Origin of the sequence: Thioalkalivibrio sp. ALE17 (assembly GCF_000425605.1) — a bacterium.
Taxonomy (GTDB): domain Bacteria; phylum Pseudomonadota; class Gammaproteobacteria; order Ectothiorhodospirales; family Ectothiorhodospiraceae; genus Thioalkalivibrio.
This window is the reverse complement of the sequence record NZ_AUDT01000002.1, coordinates 307,877-325,802: the sequence shown is the minus strand read 5'-3', so window position 1 is coordinate 325,802 and position 17,926 is coordinate 307,877. Positions and strand designations below refer to the sequence as shown.

Genomic DNA, 17,926 nt, shown 5'->3' with positions numbered 1-17,926 from the left:
GGTTCGGCCACGCTCCAGAACATCAGGCCGATACCCATGCCGGCGGCAAACAGCATGGAGAACCAGGAGATCACGGAGAACTCCGGCTTGGCGTCCTGGCCGCCAATGCGGATGCGCCCGATCGGCAGCAGGATCAGGGCCAGACAGAACAGAACGAAGATGTTGCCGGCCGACAGGAACAGCCAGTCGAAGGTCTCGCCGATCCATTCGCGCGTGGCGCCGAGGTGTTCGTTGGCCTGTTCGGGGAACAGGAGGGAAAGGATGACAAAAAGGATAATCAGCGCGGCGCTAACGGCAAACACGGGGTTGTGCAGATCCAGCCCCAGCGGGTTGACGTTCTGTTCGCCGATCTCGTGATCGGTCTCGTAACGAGCCTCTAGCTCCTCGATCTCCTGTTTTGTATCTTCTGTGTTGTCGCTCATGGGCTCCTCCTGCGGATTGTGGCTACCTTGCCAGCTGGCGCATCAGGCGTTTTGTTGTTCTAAAGCCGTAGCTGACAGAGCGCGATTTTGTGCGGGCCGGATGGCCCTTGGTCATTGTTCGAGCTTGCCTGGGGAAACACTGATGAATGTACACGCTCGCGTTGGCACCCCAGGTTTTCCGAGACAAGGCGCGCCGTGCAGCGGGTAGAGGGTCTACCGGCCCGTTTCTGAAGGATCCGGGGCGCAACGCAGGATCGGGGAACCTGGGGAGCCAACGCGAGTGTGTACATTGATCAGTGTTTCCCTAAAGGCAGTGTAGGTGTGTTCCGCGCCGTATCGCACGGAACACACCGATTACAGCTCGGGCAGGTCAGCTTAGAAGCTGTAGTGCATACCCACCATGAAGACATTGTTGCTGCCGTCACCGGGCCCAAATCCGGCCGGATCACTACCGGTATCGCGGGCCTTCAGGGCAGGCACGGCACCGGTGGATTCCTCTTCGTAGTAGTACTCGGCGAACAGGGTCAGGCCGTCCATCCAGTTGAAGGCGTAGCCCAGGTGGAAGACGTCTTCGCCGTAGTTGTCCACGTTGGCGTAGGTACCATGGACGACATGCTGACCCATGGTATACGACGCGTAAATGTTGGCGGCGATATCGCCGTCGTCACCAAAGGCGCCAGCATCCTGGTCACTATCGATGTACTCCACCTTCGCGCCCATGGCCCACGGACCCATGCTGTGCATCGCCGAGACACCCCAGATCCGGGTGTTTTGCTCGCCGTTGGCATCGTCGACCCCGATCGAAAGCGTGGTATCACCAAAGCTGTAGGAGCCGGTCAGCTGGTAACGGTCATCCTGAGATCCCGATGCGTCCGCATATCCCGCGTTCGCACTGTAGGACGCGGCGAAGGAGAAGCCGTTAAAGTCGGGCGAGTAGTACATCAGGCTGTTGCTTTCGCGGAACGTGGTGTAGGTCGCGAAGCCACTCTGGTACGAGTAGAACATGTCCACCGGGAACGCGATGGCGTTGTAGTACGGCAGCCAGTCGCGGCCGTATGCAACGGTACCGAAGGCTCCACTGAGCCCGACCTTGCCGATTCGGATATCTTCGTCTTCACCGTTGAAGGGATCCTGGATCTTGCCGTTGGCCAGATCGATCGGTACTTCCAGCTGTGCGAAGGCGTTGACGTCCGAGTTGATCTCGTAGTTGGCGTTAAAGCCCATGCGCGAATAGGCGTCACGGAAACCGTCGTAGCTGTCGACGCCTTCCGGGTCGGCGGCTTCATACTGAAGGCGCAGAGAGCCGTAGAAATCGAACTCCACTCCGCCGGCACCTTCCTGCTGTGCAAAGGCGGCATTCGGGCCCAGGAATAGGGCCAGGGCAACGGCACCGGACAGGGGCGCCAGGGTCCAGCTCATCGTCTTCTTCATTGCGATTCCTCTTTATGGTCGAGCGGTTCGGTTGCCGCCAGTGGCCTCGGGGCCGACACGGCGTGCGCGTGGCATCTTCGGATCCAGCACGGTCGACTTTATAAGCGTTTTATAAATCGTTGTAAACAGGACACGACTGTGTGACAAGCTGTGGTGTAACCGCGACACCTTCCCCGTGTTCCTTTTCTTGCGCGAGGGCCTTCAGCCGACCGACGCCCCGTGCACCGGGACGGCTTCTGGCCGGGGGCAGGCTACCCAGTGCGCTAGTGTAGATCCCATGGCGGTATTTCCCCAGTCGGTGCGTAAGTTGCAATGGAACTATTTTTGTACAAAAATAACTAAACGAGTGATTCAATTGCGGGAAGTTTCGATGACATCCACCCAGGCCGTGCCCCAGGCACACGACAACGAATCCGGTGCCGCCGTCGGCGCGAGTGGCGAGCCGGATCTGGCGCGTTCGGTGATCCGCCAGTTGCGGGTGATCATCCGCGCGCTGCAGGGGCACTCGCGCACGGTCGAGCGGGCCTGTGGGATCAGCGCCTCGCAGCTGTGGGCCCTGTGGGAACTGCAGCGCACGCCGGGGCTTAACGTCAGCGACCTGTCGCGTCGGCTCTCGGTGCATGCCTCCACGACCTCCAACCTGCTGGACAAGCTGGAGCACCGCGGGCTGATCGAGCGCCGCCGTCCGGAAAAGGACCAGCGCATCGTGCGGCTCTATGTCACCGATGCCGGCCTCGAACTGCTGGACCAGGCCCCGGCCGCGCCGCAAGGCGAACTGAACCGGGCCCTGCAGTCGCTGCCGAAGGGGTGTCTGGAGGAACTCGACCAGAACCTCGACCTGCTGGTCGAGGCGATGAACACCACCGAGCCTCGGGCCGGGCTGCAACCGTTCGACGGCAAGGCCTGAGCCCGGGCCCGTCCGGAGGCTCCGATGCGCATCCTTCGCCCCCTCCTGCCCGCGCTGCTCTTCCTGCCGCTTGCGGTGGGCGCCCAGCCGGCCTTCGACGCCCCGCCGGAGCGCTCCACCGATGGCGGGTTCACCCTCGCCTGGGAGGCGGATGCGGCGGTGGTTCTGGAGCAGGCCTCGGGGCCGGATCACGCGGATGCCCGCGTGATCTACCAGGGCGGTGATACCAGCACCGTCATCAGCGGACTGCCCGATGGCGAGTACCGGTTCCGCCTGCGCGCCGCGGATGCGGATGACTGGGCCGACCAAACCACCGTCACGGTGGAGCATCACAGCCTGACCCGCGCCTTCGGCTTCTTCGCGGTGGGCGCGATCGTCTTCCTGGTCCTGATCGGGGCCATCCTGCGCGGGCGTCCGCGCGACTGATTCACCCGGTCCGTCCTGCCGATACGCTCGAGGCCCCGCCCTCGCGTAGCAGGGACGGACCCGTTTCCGGAGGGTTCCATGACGGATCTCAAGATCAACATGCAGCGCCTGCAACAGGACATCAACGACCTGGGCCAGATCGGCCGCGATGCCGACCGCGGCCTGCATCGCCGCGCCTTCAGCGAGGGCGACCGTGCGGGCCGGGAGTGGTTTCGCGGTCGCCTGGAGGCCGCCGGCCTGGACGTCTGGCAGGACGGTGCCGCCAACCTGCATGGTCGGCTGGACTATGACGGCAAGCGCCCGGTGGTCGCCATGGGCTCGCACCTGGACACGGTGCCCGGGGGCGGCCCGCTGGACGGAGCGCTGGGCGTGCTGATCGGGCTGGAGGTGCTGCGCACGGCCAAGGAGAACGCGGTCGATCTGCAGTACCCTCTGGAGGTGATCGATTTCACCGACGAAGAGGGTCGTTTCGGTGGCATGTTCGGCTCCCAGGCGATGGCCGGCAAGCTGACCCCGGAGAGTATCAGCCATGCCCGGGATCTCGAGGGCGTGACCCTGGTCGAGGCCATGGCCAACTGGGGCCTGAATGCCGACGACGCCCTGAGCGCACGGCGCGACCCGCACACCCTGCATGCCTTCATCGAGACGCATATCGAGCAGGGGCCGGTACTCGACCGGCGCGGCCTGAGCGTGGGCGTGGTCGAGGCGATTACCGGGTTGTTCAAGTGGGAGGTGCGCCTGAAGGGGCAGCCGAACCATGCCGGCACCACGCCGATGGACATGCGCATCGATGCCTTCCAGGGCCTGGCCGAGTTCGGCGGCGAGATCGATCGCCTGCTGGAGGAGCACGGCAGCCCGAATTCGCGTGCCACCATCGGGCGCGTGGAGCTCTCGCCCGGGGCGCCGAACACGGTGCCCGGGGTGGCGACCTTCTCCTTCGAGGTGCGCGATACCGACGAAAAGGTGCTGACCGCGCTGGCGCATGCGGCCCGTCGCACCCTGTCGAGCCTGGCCCGTCGGCGTGATCTGATGTTCGAATTCGACGTGCTCTCCGAGATCGACCCGGTGCGCTGCGATCCCGGCATTGTGCAGACCATCGAGGCGCAGGCCGAGCGCATGGGTCTGGAGTACATCACTATGCCCAGTGGCGCGGCCCACGACACCCAGAGCATGAGCCGGATCACCCGTACCGGCATGATCTTCGTGCCGAGCCTCCAGGGGCGTAGCCATTCCGCCGCGGAATGGACAAACTGGGAGGACATCGAGATCGGCGCCAACGTGGCCCTGCAAAGTGCCCTGGCGCTGGCGGCCCGGCAATAAACCCCGACGAAAGGAAACGCCCGGAATGGCCGACAACAACAACGTCTCCCGCCTGACCGACTACGACTCCCTGGACCCGCTTCGCGAGCAGTACCAGGAGAGCCTGATCACCACGCCGGTCCTGCGTCAGGAGCTGCGGGAGCACCACGTCGCGCTGCTGTGTATCGACCTCCAGTACCTGGATGCCGCGCGGGGCCACGGCGTGTTCGCGGATTCCGCCGAATCCGGTGTGCCGCTGGAGGCGCAGGAGTACTACTTCAACCGCCTCGAGCAGACCGTGCTGCCCAATGTGCGCCGCCTGCAGGACGCCTTCCGCGAGGAGGGGCTGGAGGTGATCCACACCCGCATCCGCTCGCTGACCCGCGACGGCCGCGACCGCAGCCCGGGCCACAAGCGCCTGAACCTGCACGCGGCTCCCGGCTCCAAGGATGCCGAGTTCGTCGAGCAGGTGGCTCCGGTGGGGGACGAGATCGTGCTGGACAAGACCGCCAGCGGGGTCTTCAACTCCACCAACCTGCACTACATCCTGCGCAACCTGAACATCTCCGCCTTGTTCATCGTGGGCGTGTACTCCAACGAGTGCGTCTCCACGGCCGTGCGGGATGCCTGTGACCTGGGCTTTTATGTCACCCTGATGGACGACGCGACGGCCACGGTGACGCCGGAGATGCAGAAGGCCACGATCACCACCATCAAGGACCGCTACGCCCGGGTGATGACCACGGACGAGGCGATCCGCGAGATCAAGAAGGTGCAGGAGGCCTCGTGACCGGTCTCGACGCCCCCATCCTGCCCACCTCCCTTGCCTGGGGGCTGCTGGCGGCGTTCAGCGTCCTCTGGGTGGTGCTGGGCTGGTGGCTGGGTCGTCGCAACAAGACCGCCGAGGACCACATGCTGGCGGGCCGCAATGTCGGCCTGGCGCTCGCCACCGCGACCGCGATGGCCACCTGGGTCACCGCCAATACCACGATGACCGCCCCGCAACTGGCGCTGCAGCTTGGTGTCTGGGGCATGCTCGGGTATTCGCTGGGTGCGCTGGGCCTGATCCTGTTCGCGCCGCTGGCGCGACGCATCCGCGAGCTGATGCCGCGCGGCTTCACCTCCGGGGACTTTATCCGCCTGCGCTTCGGCACCTTCACCTGGCGCGTGTTCCTGGTGGTCTCGCTGATCTACGCCTTTGGCTGGCTGGTCTCGATGGCGATGGCCGGCGGGGTGCTGATCAATGCCCTGGCCGGGATCGACTATCGCGTGGGCATGACCGTGATCCTGACCGTCTGCGTGATCTACACCCTGCTGGGCGGTCTGCGCGCGGTCATCGGGACCGACTTCATCCAGACGGTCATCATCATCGCCGGCGCGGCGTTCATCGCCTGGCTGACCATCGACAAGGTCGGCTTCGAGGCGATCCACTTCAACCTGATGGAAGAGCGCCCGGAACTGCTGAGCCTGCTGTTCCCGGCCGCGATCATGTTCCTGTTCAACAACCTGCTGTTCGGCGTGGGCGAGATCTTCCACTCCAACGTCTGGTGGTCGCGCGCCTTCGCCTTCGGGCGCAACGTGGGGTTTCGCGCCTACCTGTTCGGCGGCCTGCTGTGGCTGCCGATCCCGATCGTCGCCGGCTTCATCGCGCTGGCCACGCCGGCGCTGGGGATCAACGTCCCCGCGGCGGACATGGTCGGGCCGCTGGTGGCCGCCGAGGTGCTGGGTCTCACCGGTGCGATCGTCGTGTTCATCGTGGTCTTCGCCGCGCTGGCCTCCAGCCTCGATTCGCTGCTGGCGGCCACGTCCGACCTGGTGACCCGCGACATCTACCGCGGCCACATCCGTCCGCGAGCCAGCGAGCAGCACCAGTTCCGCGCGACCAAGGTAATCGTGGTGCTGCTGGGTCTGCTGACCTGGCTGGCGGCCAGCTATCGCGGCGAGATCCCGATCGTCGGCTCCCTGGCGGAGCTGCTGTACTTCACCGGGGCCTTCGTGGCCTCCGCGATCTGGCCGATCGTCGCCGGCCTGTACTGGAAGCAGGCGAACCCGCAGGGCGCGGCCTGGTCGATGATACTGGGGTCCGGTATCGGACTGGCCAGCTATTTCCTGATCGGGTTCTACGTGGCCGCGCTGGTCGGGGCCGCCGTCTCGCTGGCGGTGATGGTGCTGACCACTTGGCTGATGCCGCGGCCGTTCGACTGGGGCCGGCTGGCCCGTTCCGACGCCGAGGTGCCGGCATGACGATCTCGACAACCGCACTGTCCGTGATCGTGGTCATCGCCACCAGCGTGGCGACCCTGACCCCGATCCTGCTGATTGCCCTGTTTATCCGCGACTGGAAAAAAGGACGCCTCTGGTGAACTACACCGAAGATCCCCTGCACGTGCTCCACCCGAAAGACGGCGCCGCCGGTACCGACCGGCCGCGGGCGTTGCTGGATGCGGTGGAGGAAGACCCGGATCCGCTACTGAAGCTGGCCGCCGCACACGTGGTCTCCAGCCAGCAGTTCAACCGCGAGGAACTACTGCAGCTGTTCCGGCTGGCCGCCCAGTACGAGACCACGCCCGCCCTCATGCATCTGCCGCTGGCGGGCAAGATCCTGATCAGCGCGTTCTACGAACCGTCCACGCGCACGCGGTTGTCGTTCGAGAGCGCCTGGCACCGCCTGGGCGGGGCGGTGATGTCGATCACCGACCCCAAGAGCACCGGGATTGCCAAGGGCGAGTCGCTGGCGGACATCGCCGAGATGTTCAACAACTACGGCGACGTGCTGGTGCTGCGCTCCTCGGACGGCGAGGCCGCGCACAACATGCTGGAGAACCTGCGCATCCCGCTGGTCAACGCCGGCAACGGCATCGACGAGCACCCGACCCAGGCGCTCGCGGACGTCTACACCCTGGCCAAGTGGCGCCCGGAGCTGTTCACCGGCCCGGTTGTCCCGGAGGACCGCATCAAGGTCGGCATCATCGGGGTGCCCTCGCGCATGCGTACGGTACGTTCGCTGCTGCGCCTGCTGAGCCTGTTCCCCGAGGCGATCGAAGAGGTCGTGATCATCTCGCGCGAGGACGAGAACTTCGATCCCGGCCAGCGCGAGGAACTGGCGGAGGCCGGCCTGAACCTGCGCGTGGTGCACGAGCTGGACCCGATGCTGCCCGACCTGGACGTGGTGTACATCAACGCCATCGCCTGGGTGGGCGATACCTTCGAGTCCATGGGCGAGGGCCTGAAGCTGGACCGCAACTCGCCGCTGAAGAAGGGCGCGATCATCATGCACCCGCTGGCGCGCGGTGCGGAGCTGTCGACGGACCTCGATGACACCCCGCACAACTGGTACTTCGCCCAGGCGCGCGGGGCGGTGTTCGTGCGCATGGCGCTGCTGACCAGCGTGGTCCGCCGTATCAGCGCGGTCATGGACACCCCGGAAGACTGAACCTCGTAGTGAACTGAACCGCGAGTGGCGTGGCGCGCCGGAACGGACCGGGCCGCGCCCCGCTCGCACCGAACGGATAACCAAGGAGACATGCCATGTGTGGCATCGCCGGAATCTTTCACGCCGACCCGGACCGCAAGGTCGACCCGCAGACCCTGGTCAACATGGCCGCGATCCAGTATCACCGCGGTCCTGACGGCTTCGGCTACAAGACGCAGGACGACCGAGGCGTGGGATTCTCCCACGCGCGGTTGTCGATCATCGACCTTGACGAGAACCGCGGGCGCCAGCCGTTCTGCATGACCAACGGCGAGATCATGACCGCGGTCAACGGCGAGCTGTACGACTACAAGCGCATCCGCACCGATCTCACCTCGCGCGGGGTGAAGTTCCGCACCAAGAGCGATTCCGAGATGGTGATGCACCTGTACCAGCGCGAGGGGCTGGAGGATGCGGTGAAGCACTTTCGCGGGGAGTTCGCGATCTCGCTGTATGACCGCAAGCACGACCGGCTGATCCTGATCCGCGACCGCTTCGGCATCAAGCCGCTGTACTTTACCGAGGCCAACGGCAGTTTCGTGTTCGGCTCCGAACTGAAGGTGCTGTTCGCCAACCCCGATGTGCCGCGCCAGTTCGCCGATGACGGCCTGTACCACCAGCTGATGCAGACCATGGTGCCCGGCACCACCGCCTTCGAGGGCATCCACCAGGTGAAGCCGGGCCACATGGTCATCGTCGAGCGCGCCCACGGCAAGCTGAAGATCCGCCAGGAGAAGTACTGGGACATGGACTTCCCGCTGGCCTCCGAGCGCCCGCCCGAGAGCGAGACCGACGAGAACTACTGGATCGAGGGCGTGCGCGAGAAGCTGATGGAGGCCGTCCAGCTGCGCCTGGAGGCCGACGTGCCGGTGGCCTGCTACCTCTCCGGCGGGATCGACTCCTGCATCACCCTGGGGCTGGCCTCGGCCAGCCAGCAGTCGCCGGTCAAGGCCTTCACCATCGGCTTCGACAACGACGACTACGACGAGACCGCGATCGCCCGCGAGATGGCCGAGAGTGTCGGCGCCGATCAGGACATCATGACCCTGAACGCCGACCACCTCTACGACAACTTCGAAGAGGCGCTGTGGCACGCCGAGCGCACCATCTACAACACCCTCGGCGTGGCCAAGCTCCTGATGAGCCGCCACGTGAACAAGGCCGGCTACAAGGTGGTGGTCACCGGCGAGGGCTCGGACGAGCTGTTCGGCGGCTACCCGGCGTTCCGCCGCGACATGTTCCTGCACGGGCTGGATACCCTGCCGGAGGCCGATCGTCAGGCCTGGCAGCAGATGCTGAACGAGTCCAACGAGCTGGTCTCCGGCGCGATGCTGGCCGAGGACGAGGTGGATGACCCCGAGTTCACCCGAATGATGGGCTTCACCCCGTCCTGCCTGCAGCCGTGGCTGGCCGCGTCTGACCACGTGCCGGGCCTGCTGCATCCGAAGCGCCGCGAGCGCATGCAGGGCTACCAGCCGGGCAAGGCGATCGCCGATGCCCTGGACAACGACATGCTGGAAGGCCGGCACCCGCTGGACAAGGCCCAGTACGTCTGGATCAAGACCATGCTGGAGGGCCAGATCCTGACCTGGGGCGGCGACCGCATGGACATGGCCAACTCGATGGAGGCGCGCCCGCCGTTCCTCGATCACCACCTGGCCGAGTTCGCCGCCCACCTGCCGCCGACCATGCGCATCAAGGGCCCCACCGAGAAGTACGTGCTGCGCGAATCGATGAAGGGCCTGCTGCCGAAGGTGCTCTACGAGCGCGAGAAGTTCGCGTTCATGGCACCGCCGGCGCATACCGACCCGGTCAAGTGGGCCGCGATGAAGGCCCTGGCCGATCGCTACCTCGCGCCGGAGAAGGTCGAGGAGGCCGGTCTGCTGGATCCGGAGGGCGTGCGCCAGGTGTTCGAGCTGCACGAGTCCGAGGACACCCCGGCCGCGACCCAGGTCCAGCTGGACGCGGTGATCAACCACATGATCGGGGTGCAGGTGCTGTACGAGAAGTTCGTCGCCACCGACATCCCGGCGCTGGCACAGCAGAAGGCCGAGGAGTTCGGCTGGCACGCCTGATTGCCGATGACCGGTCAGAGGCCCGGGAGAGCCCTTCCGGTGCCACACGAGAAGGCCCCGCGGATCGACCATCCGCGGGGCTTTTTTTGCGATGCCCGATCCGGCATCGCCGGTCGTGGCGGCGATCGGGGCGTGGCCCGCCGGTCCTCGTGGAGCCCGAGCCCGGACACAAAAAAGCCGCCGGCCCCGGAGGGCGCGGCGGCGGATGGGCCTCGCGGCCCCGAGGGGCCGGAAGCGGGTGCCTTACAGGCTGTAGTACATGTCGAACTCGATCGGATGGGTGGTCATGCGCATCTGCGTGACGTCTTCCATCTTCAGGTCGATGTAGGCATCGATCATGTCGTCGGTGAACACGCCACCCTGGGTCAGGAACTCGCGATCCTGGTTCAGGGCTTCCAGCGCCTGGTCCAGCGAATGGCAGACCTGCGGGATGCCCTTTTCCTCTTCCGGCGGCAGGTCGTAGAGGTTCTTGTCCATCGCGTCGCCGGGGTGGATCTTGTTCTGGATACCGTCCAGGCCGGCCATCAGCATCGCGGCGAAGGCCAGGTACGGGTTGGCGGTGGAGTCCGGGAAGCGCAGCTCGATCCGGCGCGCCTTCGGGTTCATCACGAACGGGATACGCAGCGAGGCCGAGCGGTTACGGGCGGAGTAGGCCAGCATCACCGGCGCCTCGAAGCCCGGCACCAGACGCTTGTAGCTGTTGGTGGACGGGTTGGTGAAGGCATTCAGCGCACGGGCGTGCTTGATGATGCCGCCGATGTAGTACAGCGCGGTCTCGGACAGGCCGCCGTAGAGGTCACCGGAGAACAGGTTCTTGCCGTCCTTGGACAGCGACTGGTGCACGTGCATGCCGGAGCCGTTGTCGCCGACGATCGGCTTGGGCATGAAGGTCGCGGTCTTGCCGTGGATGTGGGCCACGTTCTGCACCACGTACTTCAGGATCTGCACCTCGTCGGCCTTCTGCGTCAGGGTCGCCGGGCCCACGCCGATCTCGCACTGGCCGGCGGTGGCCACCTCGTGGTGGTGCACCTCGGTCTCCAGACCCATCTCGGTCATCACTTCGCACATGGTGGAGCGGATGTCGTGCAGGCTGTCGACCGGCGGGACCGGGAAGTAGCCGCCCTTCACGCCTGGGCGGTGCCCGATGTTGCCGTCCTCGTAGACGCGCTCGGAGTTCCAGGACGCCTCCTGGGAGTCCACGCGGCAGTAGGAACCGGACAGGCTGGTACCCCACTTCACGTCGTCAAAGATGAAGAACTCGTTCTCCGGACCGAACAGCGCGGTGTCGGCGATGCCGGTGCTCTGCAGGTAGGCCTCGGCGCGGCGCGCCAGGGAGCGCGGGCAGCGGTCGTAGCCCTGCATGGTGGCCGGCTCAACCACGTCGCAGCGGATGTTCATGGTCATGTCTTCGAAGAACGGGTCGATCACGGCCGACTCGGCGTCCGGCATCAGGATCATGTCGGACTCGTTGATCCCCTTCCAGCCGGAGATCGAGGAGCCGTCGAACATCTTGCCTTCCTCGAAGGTCTCTTCGTCGATGTCGTGGGCCGGCATGGTCACATGCTGTTCCTTGCCCTTGGAGTCGGTAAAGCGGAAGTCGACAAAGCGCACTTCCTTTTCCTTGATCTGGTTCAGCACGTCGGCTGCGGACATGGGGGTCTCCTTGGTCTTCACTTGAGTCTTCGATTTTGGCCGGCCGGCCTTTTGGCCCCTGCACGGCTTCGTGGGTCATTATGCAGGCATCATGCCATCCGGCCCGATTCGGCCCGGGCGCGCGAAAAACGGGCACCCCGGGTGCCGCGCCGCCTCCGTTTTGCACCATCATGGTGCCGTATACGCACAACGATAGTGCTTGCTGGGGTGTGCCGCACCTAATGAGTGCACGGACGATAGAGTAGCGTGACCTCGCCCAGCATGTCGCCCACCTGCGGGTGGCCGTGCAGCCGGTCGGCCAGGGCCCGGGCCCGCGCCTCCAGATCCGGGGCCGCGGTTGCCCCGTCAAGGCGCAGGGTCAGCGTCATGTGCACCCGGCCGCCCAGGTAGTGCAGGGACAGGTGCTCCACCGCGTCCAGCTCCGGGGTGTCGGCCCAGGCCTCGCGCAGGGCCTCTACCAGTACCGGCCGTAACGGCAGCGTCGAGCTGCGCGCCTGCTCCGCGTCATTCTCCGGGTCCACGTGCACCGTGATGTCGTTGACCCGCTCATGCTCGTCGGTCACCGAATGGAACACCGCATCGGCGATCCGATGCCCCTCGGAGACCGAGATCATCGGCGCGACCTGGATGTGCACATCGGCCACCACGTCGCTGCCGTGGCGGCGGGTGCGCAGCATGTGCGCATCCTTCACCCCGGGCACGTCCAGGATGGTGCGGTGAATGCGATCCACCTTCTCCGGCTCCAGCGCGGTGTCGATCAGCTCCGCCGCGGCGCGCACGATCAGGCGCCCGGCGATATGCAGGATGAACAGGGCGACGATCAGCGCCGCCAGGGCGTCCGCCCACGGGAAGCCCGCCACCGCCGCACCCACGCCGACCAGTACGAACAGCGACGAGATTGCATCCGTACGGTGGTGCCAGGCATTGGCATCGAGCATCCGCGAGCGCAGGCGCTTCGCCACTCGGTGGGTGTACTGGTACAGGCCCTCCTTCGCGACCAGGGTCAGCGCGGCAAAGAAGATGGCCATATTGGCGGGACCGGTCATGGCCTCGGGGTCGACCAGCCGGCTGCCGGCTGCCCAGGCGATCCCCAGCCCCGCGGCTGCCAGAAAGACCCCGACGATCACCGTTGCGAGGGTCTCGATGCGGGCATGGCCGTACGGGTGGTCCTGGTCGGGGGATGCCGCAGCCTTGCGCGCGGCGAACAGCACGACACCGTCGGTGATGAGGTCCGACAGCGTATGCACGCCGTCCGCGACCAGCGCCTGCGAGTTCAGAAGCCAGCCGCTGAGCAGCTGCGCGACGGCCAGAAAGCTGTTCACGGTCGCGCCCACCAGTGTCACTCGGCGGGTGTCGCGGTAGCGCTGACCGTTCTCCGCGGTCACCGTCGGCTCCGAATTGGCGTGGGGCTCGCTCAGGGCGGTTCTCCCGAACCGGATCAAGCCTCCAGTATGGGCGCCTTCCCGGCTGGCGCAAAACCGTCTGCCGCCACAGGGAAGTGCCGACTCGCGCGGGCGTCTCCGCGTTTCGCGCTGACGCTGACGGTGGCCGCGGCCGAAGCCGGGCCGATATACTGTCCGCTTTGCCCTGACCCGGGATCCCGCATGGCGCACGAACGCACCCCGTCCAGCAGCAGCCCCACCTTCCAGGACCTGATCCGTCGCTTGCAGGACTACTGGAACGACCACGGCTGCGTGGTCCTGCAGCCCTACGACATGGAAATGGGGGCCGGCACCTTCCATCCGGCGACCTTCCTGCGCTCCATCGGGCCGGAGCCGTGGCGCGCGGCCTACGTGCAGCCCAGCCGCCGTCCTACCGACGGGCGCTATGGCGACAACCCCAACCGCCTGCAGCACTACTACCAGTTCCAGGTGCTGCTGAAGCCGTCGCCGCCGGACATCCAGGACCTCTACCTCGGCTCCCTGGAGGCGCTGGGCTTCGACACGCTCACCCATGATGTGCGCTTCGTCGAGGACAACTGGGAATCTCCGACCCTCGGCGCCTGGGGCCTGGGCTGGGAGGTCTGGCTGAACGGCATGGAGGTCACCCAGTTCACCTACTTCCAGCAGGTCGGCGGGCTGGACTGCCACCCGGTGTCCGGCGAGATCACCTACGGCCTGGAGCGCCTGGCGATGTACCTGCAGGGGGTGGAGAGCGTATTCGACCTGGTCTGGACCGTCGGCCCGGACGGCCGCCCGGTGACCTACGGCGACGTCTATCACCAGAACGAGGTGGAGCAGTCCACCTACAACTTCGAGCACGCTGACCGCGACGCCCTGTTCGCCGCCTTCGATCAGCATGCGAACGAGAGCGACCGCATGATCGAGCTGGGCCTGCCGCTGCCGGCCTACGAGCAGATGCTGCGCGCCTCGCACAGCTTCAACCTGCTGGATGCCCGCGGTGCGATCTCGGTCACCGAGCGCCAGCGCTACATCCTGCGCGTGCGCGAGCTGTCGCGAAACGTCGCGCAGAAGTATTACGAGTCGCGCGAGGCCCTGGGCTTCCCGTTGTGCGCCGATGACGACACCAACAAGCCCGACGCCGCCTGAACCCTATTTCCCGGATCGCGCGCCCTTGCGCGCGGTCGTGATGGACCCGACACGGACCCGACATGGCTGAAGCCCGCGAACTCCTGATCGAACTGGGCACCGAAGAGTTGCCCCCCGCCGCCCTGCCGCGCCTGCGTGACGCCCTGGCCGATGGCCTGGCCAACCGGCTGAGCGAGGCCGGGCTGGAGCCGGGCGTGCCAGAGACCTTCGCCACCCCGCGCCGGCTGGCGGTGCTGTTCCCGGACGTCCCGGGGCAGCAGCCGGACCAGTTGCAGGAGCGTCGCGGCCCGGCTGTGGCCGCCGCCTTCGATGACGCCGGCGAGCCGACCAAGGCGGTGTTGGGCTTTGCCCGCTCCTGCGGCGTGGAGGTCGAGCGCCTGGAGCGCGAGACCACCGACAAGGGCGAATACCTGGTCTTTCGCCAGATGCAGCCGGGCCGCGCCCTCGGCGAGCTGCTGCCGGAGATGCTGGAGGCCGCGCTCGAAGCCCTGCCCACGCCCAAGCGCATGCGCTGGGGCAGCAGCCGCACCGAATTCGTGCGCCCCGCGCACTGGCTGGTGGTCCTGCACGGGACCGAGGTGCTGGAGATGACGGTTCTGGAGCAGACCGCCGGGCGGGCCACGCATGGTCACCGCTTCCACCAGCCCGGCGCGCTGGAGCTGAAGCGCGGCAACGACTACGCCGAGCGGCTGCGCAGCCCCGGCTTTGTCGAGCCGTCGTTCGAGGCGCGGCGCGAGAATATCCTGGCGCAGGTGCACGAACAGGCCAAGGCCCTGGGCGGGCGTGCACTGGTGGATGCCGACCTGCTGGACGAGGTGACCGCACTGGTGGAGTGGCCGGTGGCCCTGACCGGCGGCTTCGACCCGCGTTTCCTGGATGTCCCGCAGGAGGCGTTGATCTCCACCATGCAGGACAACCAGAAATACTTCCCGGTGGTCGACGAGGCCGGGCGCATGCAGCCGCACTTCATCGTCATCAGCAACATCGAGTCGCGCGACCCGCATGCGGTGCGCGACGGTAACGAGCGCGTGCTGCGCCCGCGATTCGCCGATGCCGAGTTCTTCTGGCAGCAGGACCGCAAGAAGCGTCTGGAGGAACGGCTGGATGCGCTGGACTCCGTGGTGTTCGAGAAGCGCCTGGGCACGCTGCGCGACAAGTCCGTGCGGCTGGAGGCCCTGATGCAGCGCCTGGCCGGCCTGATGGGGCTGGATGCCGGGCTGGCCGCGCGCGCCGCGCGCCTGGCCAAGTGCGATCTGGTGACCCAGATGGTCTTCGAGTTCACCGAACTGCAGGGCACGATGGGCCGCTACTACGCCCTGCACGACCGCGAGGATGAGTCTGTCGCGGCTGCAATCGAACAGCACTACTGGCCGCGCCAGTCCGGTTCGGAACTGCCGGATGTCCCGCTGGCCCAGGCCCTGGCGCTGGCGGACCGCCTGGACACGCTGGTCGGGATCTTCGCGATCGGCAAGCAGCCCACCGGTACCAAGGACCCGTTCGCCCTGCGCCGCGCCGCGCTGGGACTGGTGCGCATCCTGGTCGAGCGCGAACTGCCGCTGGCCCTGACCCCGCTGCTGCAGGCCGCGGCCGAGCCGATCCGCGAACGGGTGCCGGAGGCCGACCAGGCGGTGGAGCCGGTCCGCGAGTACATCCTGGAGCGCCTGCGCGGCTACCTGCTGGAGCAGGGCCAGGCGCACGAGACCATCGAGGCAGTGGCCGCGGTCGCGCCCGATACCCCGCTGGACTTCGTCCGCCGCGTGCGCGCGGTCAGCCTGTTCCGCGAGCGCCCGGAGGCCGAGGCCCTGGCTGCGGCGAACAAGCGCATCCACAACCTGTTGCGCAAGGCCGGCGAGGAGGCCGAGGCCGACCTCGACCCCGAGGCCCTGGCGCTGGACGAGGAGCGTCAGCTTTACCAGGGCCTGCAGGCGGTGCGTCCCGGCGTCGAGCAGGCGGTGGCCGATGGTGACTACCTGCACGCCCTGGGCGAGCTGGCGGGCCTGCGCGATCGCGTCGATACCTTCTTCGACCAGGTGATGGTGATGGCCGAAGATGCCGCCGAGCGGCGCAACCGTCTGGCCCTGCTGCGTGAACTGCGCCGCGCGTTCGAGACCGTGGCCGACATCGGCCGCCTGGCCACGGGATAGCGCCGCCGCATGCTGCCCCTGATCCGCGGTCTGCTGTTCCAGCTCGGGTTCATCAGCTCGATGCTGGTCTTCGGCGTGCTGGTGCCACCGCTGATCTGGCCGTTCTCGCGCCGCATCCGCTACCGGGTGCTGACGCAGTGGGGGCGCTTCAATGTCTGGTGGCTGCGGGTGACCTGTGGCGTGGACTACCGGGTGCGCGGCGCCGAACACATCGATGCGTCGCGCCCGCATGTGGTGCTGTCCAAGCATCAGTCGGCCTGGGAGACCGTCGCCTTCGTCGCGATCTTCCCGATGCAGACCTGGGTGCTCAAGCGCGAGCTGATGCGTATCCCGGTCTTCGGCTGGACGCTGGCGATGATCGATCCGGTGCCAATCGACCGCGAAGGCGGGCGCCAGGCGCTGGAGAATCTGGTCACCGAGGGCCGGCAGCGCCTCGACGAGGGCCGCTGGGTGATCGTGTTCCCCGAGGGCACGCGCGTGGCCCCGGGCGAACACGGGCGCTACCGCCAGGGCGGCGCGATGCTGGCCGCGCGTACCGGTTACCCGGTGCTGCCGGTGGCGCTCAACAGTGGCAGCTTCTGGCCGAAGAAGGGCATCCGGCGCTACCCCGGCACCATCGAGGTGGTGATCGGCCCGCCGATCGAGACCGCCGGGCGCAAGCCGGTGGAGGTGCTGGCCGAGGCCGAAGAATGGATCGAGACCACCATGGCCGGGATCGAGCCGCGTCCCGCCCGTCCGTCATCGGAGCCCGCACATGGCGAATGAACCCGTGATCAGCGCGCCGCTGGTCGAACTGCGTGACCGGACCATTTACCGCATCGGGGATGGTTCGCCGGCGGTCTGGCTGATCGACGACCTCGAACTGGGCGGGATCCTGGTCAACGCGCCGGCGTATTCGGAACCCCTGCTGGCGGCGATCCGGGCCATCACCAGGCCCGCCTACCTGTTCCTGCCCAGCCGCCATGGGGCACAGGACCTGGAGGCCTGGCGGGCGGCTGGCCTCGAGACCCTGGCGTTCGAGGCGGAGGCCCCGGCGATCCGCGCGGCCGGCGGCGAGATCGATATCGCCTTCAACCGCAAGCAGCGCCTTTCGCGCACCATCGATTTCCTGCCGATGGCCGGGGTGACCGAGGGCACCTGTGCCCTGCGCCTGAAGAACCTGCCGGGAGTCGTGTTCTTTGGCCCGGCGCTGGCACCCGGGGCGGATGGCTGGCCCACGCTGACCCAGAATCCGGAGGACCATTCCTTCGAGGCGCGCCTGTTCGGCGCCCTGGGCGTGAAGGACCTGAAGTTTGCCTATGCCTTCTGCGACCGCTTCGATCCCGCCACCACGCAGTATGGCCCGGACGCCGACCAGCACATCCAGGCCCGCATCGAGGCGGTATTCGACGAATAGCATCTTCGTAGGGGGGCGGGTTGTCTTGGCCTGTAGGAGGCCAGCCCTCTGGCCGATGGGGTCGGGCCGTATCGCTCAGGGGGCTGAGCTCCCACAGGGCAGGACGGAACCCGTGGGTGCAGGGGTCTGACGGAGCAAGCCGTGTATAGCGG

16 protein-coding genes are annotated in these 17,926 nt (G+C 66.8%); 12 read left to right on the top strand and 4 right to left on the bottom strand.

The annotated features are described in order from the left end of the window. Together H609_RS0103165 and H609_RS0103160 are read right to left on the bottom strand one after the other, a co-directional pair. Positions 1-422 (bottom strand): BCCT family transporter (locus H609_RS0103165; protein WP_028484303.1); only part of this gene is annotated, 422 nt, incomplete at its 3' end. A 375-nt stretch (positions 423-797) separates the two neighbouring features. Beyond that, the gene (locus H609_RS0103160) at positions 798-1,853 is read right to left on the bottom strand and encodes a porin (RefSeq protein ID WP_038036026.1); all 1,056 of its coding nucleotides are present in this window, start codon (positions 1,851-1,853) and stop codon (positions 798-800) included. A 370-nt stretch (positions 1,854-2,223) separates the two neighbouring features. Here H609_RS0103160 and H609_RS0103155 point away from each other — a divergent pair, with 370 nt between their 5' ends. From H609_RS0103155 to asnB, 8 genes are all read left to right on the top strand, one after another. Next, positions 2,224-2,760, top strand: a complete 537-nt coding sequence (locus tag H609_RS0103155) for a MarR family winged helix-turn-helix transcriptional regulator (protein ID WP_028484301.1) — start codon at positions 2,224-2,226, stop codon at positions 2,758-2,760. Between the two features lie 24 nt (positions 2,761-2,784). Further along, positions 2,785-3,186, top strand: a complete 402-nt coding sequence (locus tag H609_RS0103150) for a hypothetical protein (protein WP_018876762.1) — start codon at positions 2,785-2,787, stop codon at positions 3,184-3,186. Between the two features lie 78 nt (positions 3,187-3,264). Then, on the top strand, positions 3,265-4,506 hold the full coding sequence (locus tag H609_RS0103145) for a Zn-dependent hydrolase (protein ID WP_018867657.1): 1,242 nt from the start codon (positions 3,265-3,267) through the stop codon (positions 4,504-4,506). Positions 4,507-4,531: 25 nt separating this feature from the next. Next, positions 4,532-5,275 (top strand): cysteine hydrolase family protein, encoded by a 744-nt coding sequence (locus tag H609_RS0103140; protein ID WP_018867658.1) that lies wholly within the window; start codon positions 4,532-4,534, stop codon positions 5,273-5,275. After that, entirely contained in the window at positions 5,272-6,729 is a 1,458-nt protein-coding gene (locus tag H609_RS0103135; RefSeq protein ID WP_028484300.1) for a sodium:solute symporter family protein, read from the top strand. The genes H609_RS0103140 and H609_RS0103135 overlap by 4 nt, the downstream gene beginning before the upstream one ends. Next, positions 6,726-6,848 (top strand): hypothetical protein, encoded by a 123-nt coding sequence (locus H609_RS14320; protein ID WP_018867660.1) that lies wholly within the window; start codon positions 6,726-6,728, stop codon positions 6,846-6,848. The genes H609_RS0103135 and H609_RS14320 overlap by 4 nt, the downstream gene beginning before the upstream one ends. Further along, positions 6,845-7,918, top strand: coding sequence for an aspartate carbamoyltransferase (locus H609_RS0103125; protein WP_028484299.1), 1,074 nt, complete (start codon positions 6,845-6,847; stop codon positions 7,916-7,918). Before H609_RS14320 ends, H609_RS0103125 begins: the two co-directional genes overlap by 4 nt. A gap of 95 nt (positions 7,919-8,013) precedes the next feature. Next, positions 8,014-10,032 (top strand): asparagine synthase (glutamine-hydrolyzing), encoded by a 2,019-nt coding sequence (gene asnB, locus H609_RS0103120; protein WP_019584314.1) that lies wholly within the window; start codon positions 8,014-8,016, stop codon positions 10,030-10,032. A 243-nt stretch (positions 10,033-10,275) separates the two neighbouring features. On the opposite strand, the gene glnA is transcribed toward asnB, so the two are convergent. Beyond that, entirely contained in the window at positions 10,276-11,685 is a 1,410-nt protein-coding gene (gene glnA, locus H609_RS0103115; RefSeq protein ID WP_018867663.1) for a glutamate--ammonia ligase, read from the bottom strand. A gap of 218 nt (positions 11,686-11,903) precedes the next feature. Continuing rightward, on the bottom strand, positions 11,904-13,127 hold the full coding sequence (locus H609_RS0103110) for a cation diffusion facilitator family transporter (protein WP_018876757.1): 1,224 nt from the start codon (positions 13,125-13,127) through the stop codon (positions 11,904-11,906). A gap of 162 nt (positions 13,128-13,289) precedes the next feature. Here H609_RS0103110 and glyQ point away from each other — a divergent pair, with 162 nt between their 5' ends. The 4 genes from glyQ (at position 13,290) to H609_RS0103090 (ending at position 17,774) form a co-directional block, all read left to right on the top strand. Next, positions 13,290-14,234 (top strand): glycine--tRNA ligase subunit alpha, encoded by a 945-nt coding sequence (gene glyQ / locus H609_RS0103105; protein ID WP_018867665.1) that lies wholly within the window; start codon positions 13,290-13,292, stop codon positions 14,232-14,234. A gap of 62 nt (positions 14,235-14,296) precedes the next feature. Continuing rightward, positions 14,297-16,378: a glycine--tRNA ligase subunit beta gene (gene glyS, locus H609_RS0103100; RefSeq protein ID WP_018876756.1), complete on the top strand. Its 2,082-nt coding sequence runs from the start codon at positions 14,297-14,299 to the stop codon at positions 16,376-16,378. A gap of 9 nt (positions 16,379-16,387) precedes the next feature. Then, complete coding sequence (locus H609_RS0103095) at positions 16,388-17,143, top strand: 1-acyl-sn-glycerol-3-phosphate acyltransferase (protein WP_018867667.1); 756 nt, start codon at positions 16,388-16,390, stop codon at positions 17,141-17,143. After that, positions 17,133-17,774, top strand: coding sequence for a hypothetical protein (locus H609_RS0103090; RefSeq protein WP_018879234.1), 642 nt, complete (start codon positions 17,133-17,135; stop codon positions 17,772-17,774). The genes H609_RS0103095 and H609_RS0103090 overlap by 11 nt, the downstream gene beginning before the upstream one ends. Positions 17,775-17,926 lie beyond the last annotated feature (152 nt).

Coding starts and splice junctions, on each gene's coding strand:
- H609_RS0103095 (WP_018867667.1), top strand. CDS start 16,388: ATGCTGCCCCTGATCCGCGGTCTGCTGTTCCAGCTCGGGTTCATCAGC.
- H609_RS14320 (WP_018867660.1), top strand. CDS start 6,726: ATGACGATCTCGACAACCGCACTGTCCGTGATCGTGGTCATCGCCACC.
- H609_RS0103155 (WP_028484301.1), top strand. CDS start 2,224: ATGACATCCACCCAGGCCGTGCCCCAGGCACACGACAACGAATCCGGT.
- asnB (WP_019584314.1), top strand. CDS start 8,014: ATGTGTGGCATCGCCGGAATCTTTCACGCCGACCCGGACCGCAAGGTC.
- glnA (WP_018867663.1), bottom strand. CDS start 11,685: ATGTCCGCAGCCGACGTGCTGAACCAGATCAAGGAAAAGGAAGTGCGC.
- H609_RS0103150 (WP_018876762.1), top strand. CDS start 2,785: ATGCGCATCCTTCGCCCCCTCCTGCCCGCGCTGCTCTTCCTGCCGCTT.
- H609_RS0103160 (WP_038036026.1), bottom strand. CDS start 1,853: ATGAAGAAGACGATGAGCTGGACCCTGGCGCCCCTGTCCGGTGCCGTT.
- glyQ (WP_018867665.1), top strand. CDS start 13,290: ATGGCGCACGAACGCACCCCGTCCAGCAGCAGCCCCACCTTCCAGGAC.
- glyS (WP_018876756.1), top strand. CDS start 14,297: ATGGCTGAAGCCCGCGAACTCCTGATCGAACTGGGCACCGAAGAGTTG.
- H609_RS0103090 (WP_018879234.1), top strand. CDS start 17,133: ATGGCGAATGAACCCGTGATCAGCGCGCCGCTGGTCGAACTGCGTGAC.
- H609_RS0103140 (WP_018867658.1), top strand. CDS start 4,532: ATGGCCGACAACAACAACGTCTCCCGCCTGACCGACTACGACTCCCTG.
- H609_RS0103145 (WP_018867657.1), top strand. CDS start 3,265: ATGACGGATCTCAAGATCAACATGCAGCGCCTGCAACAGGACATCAAC.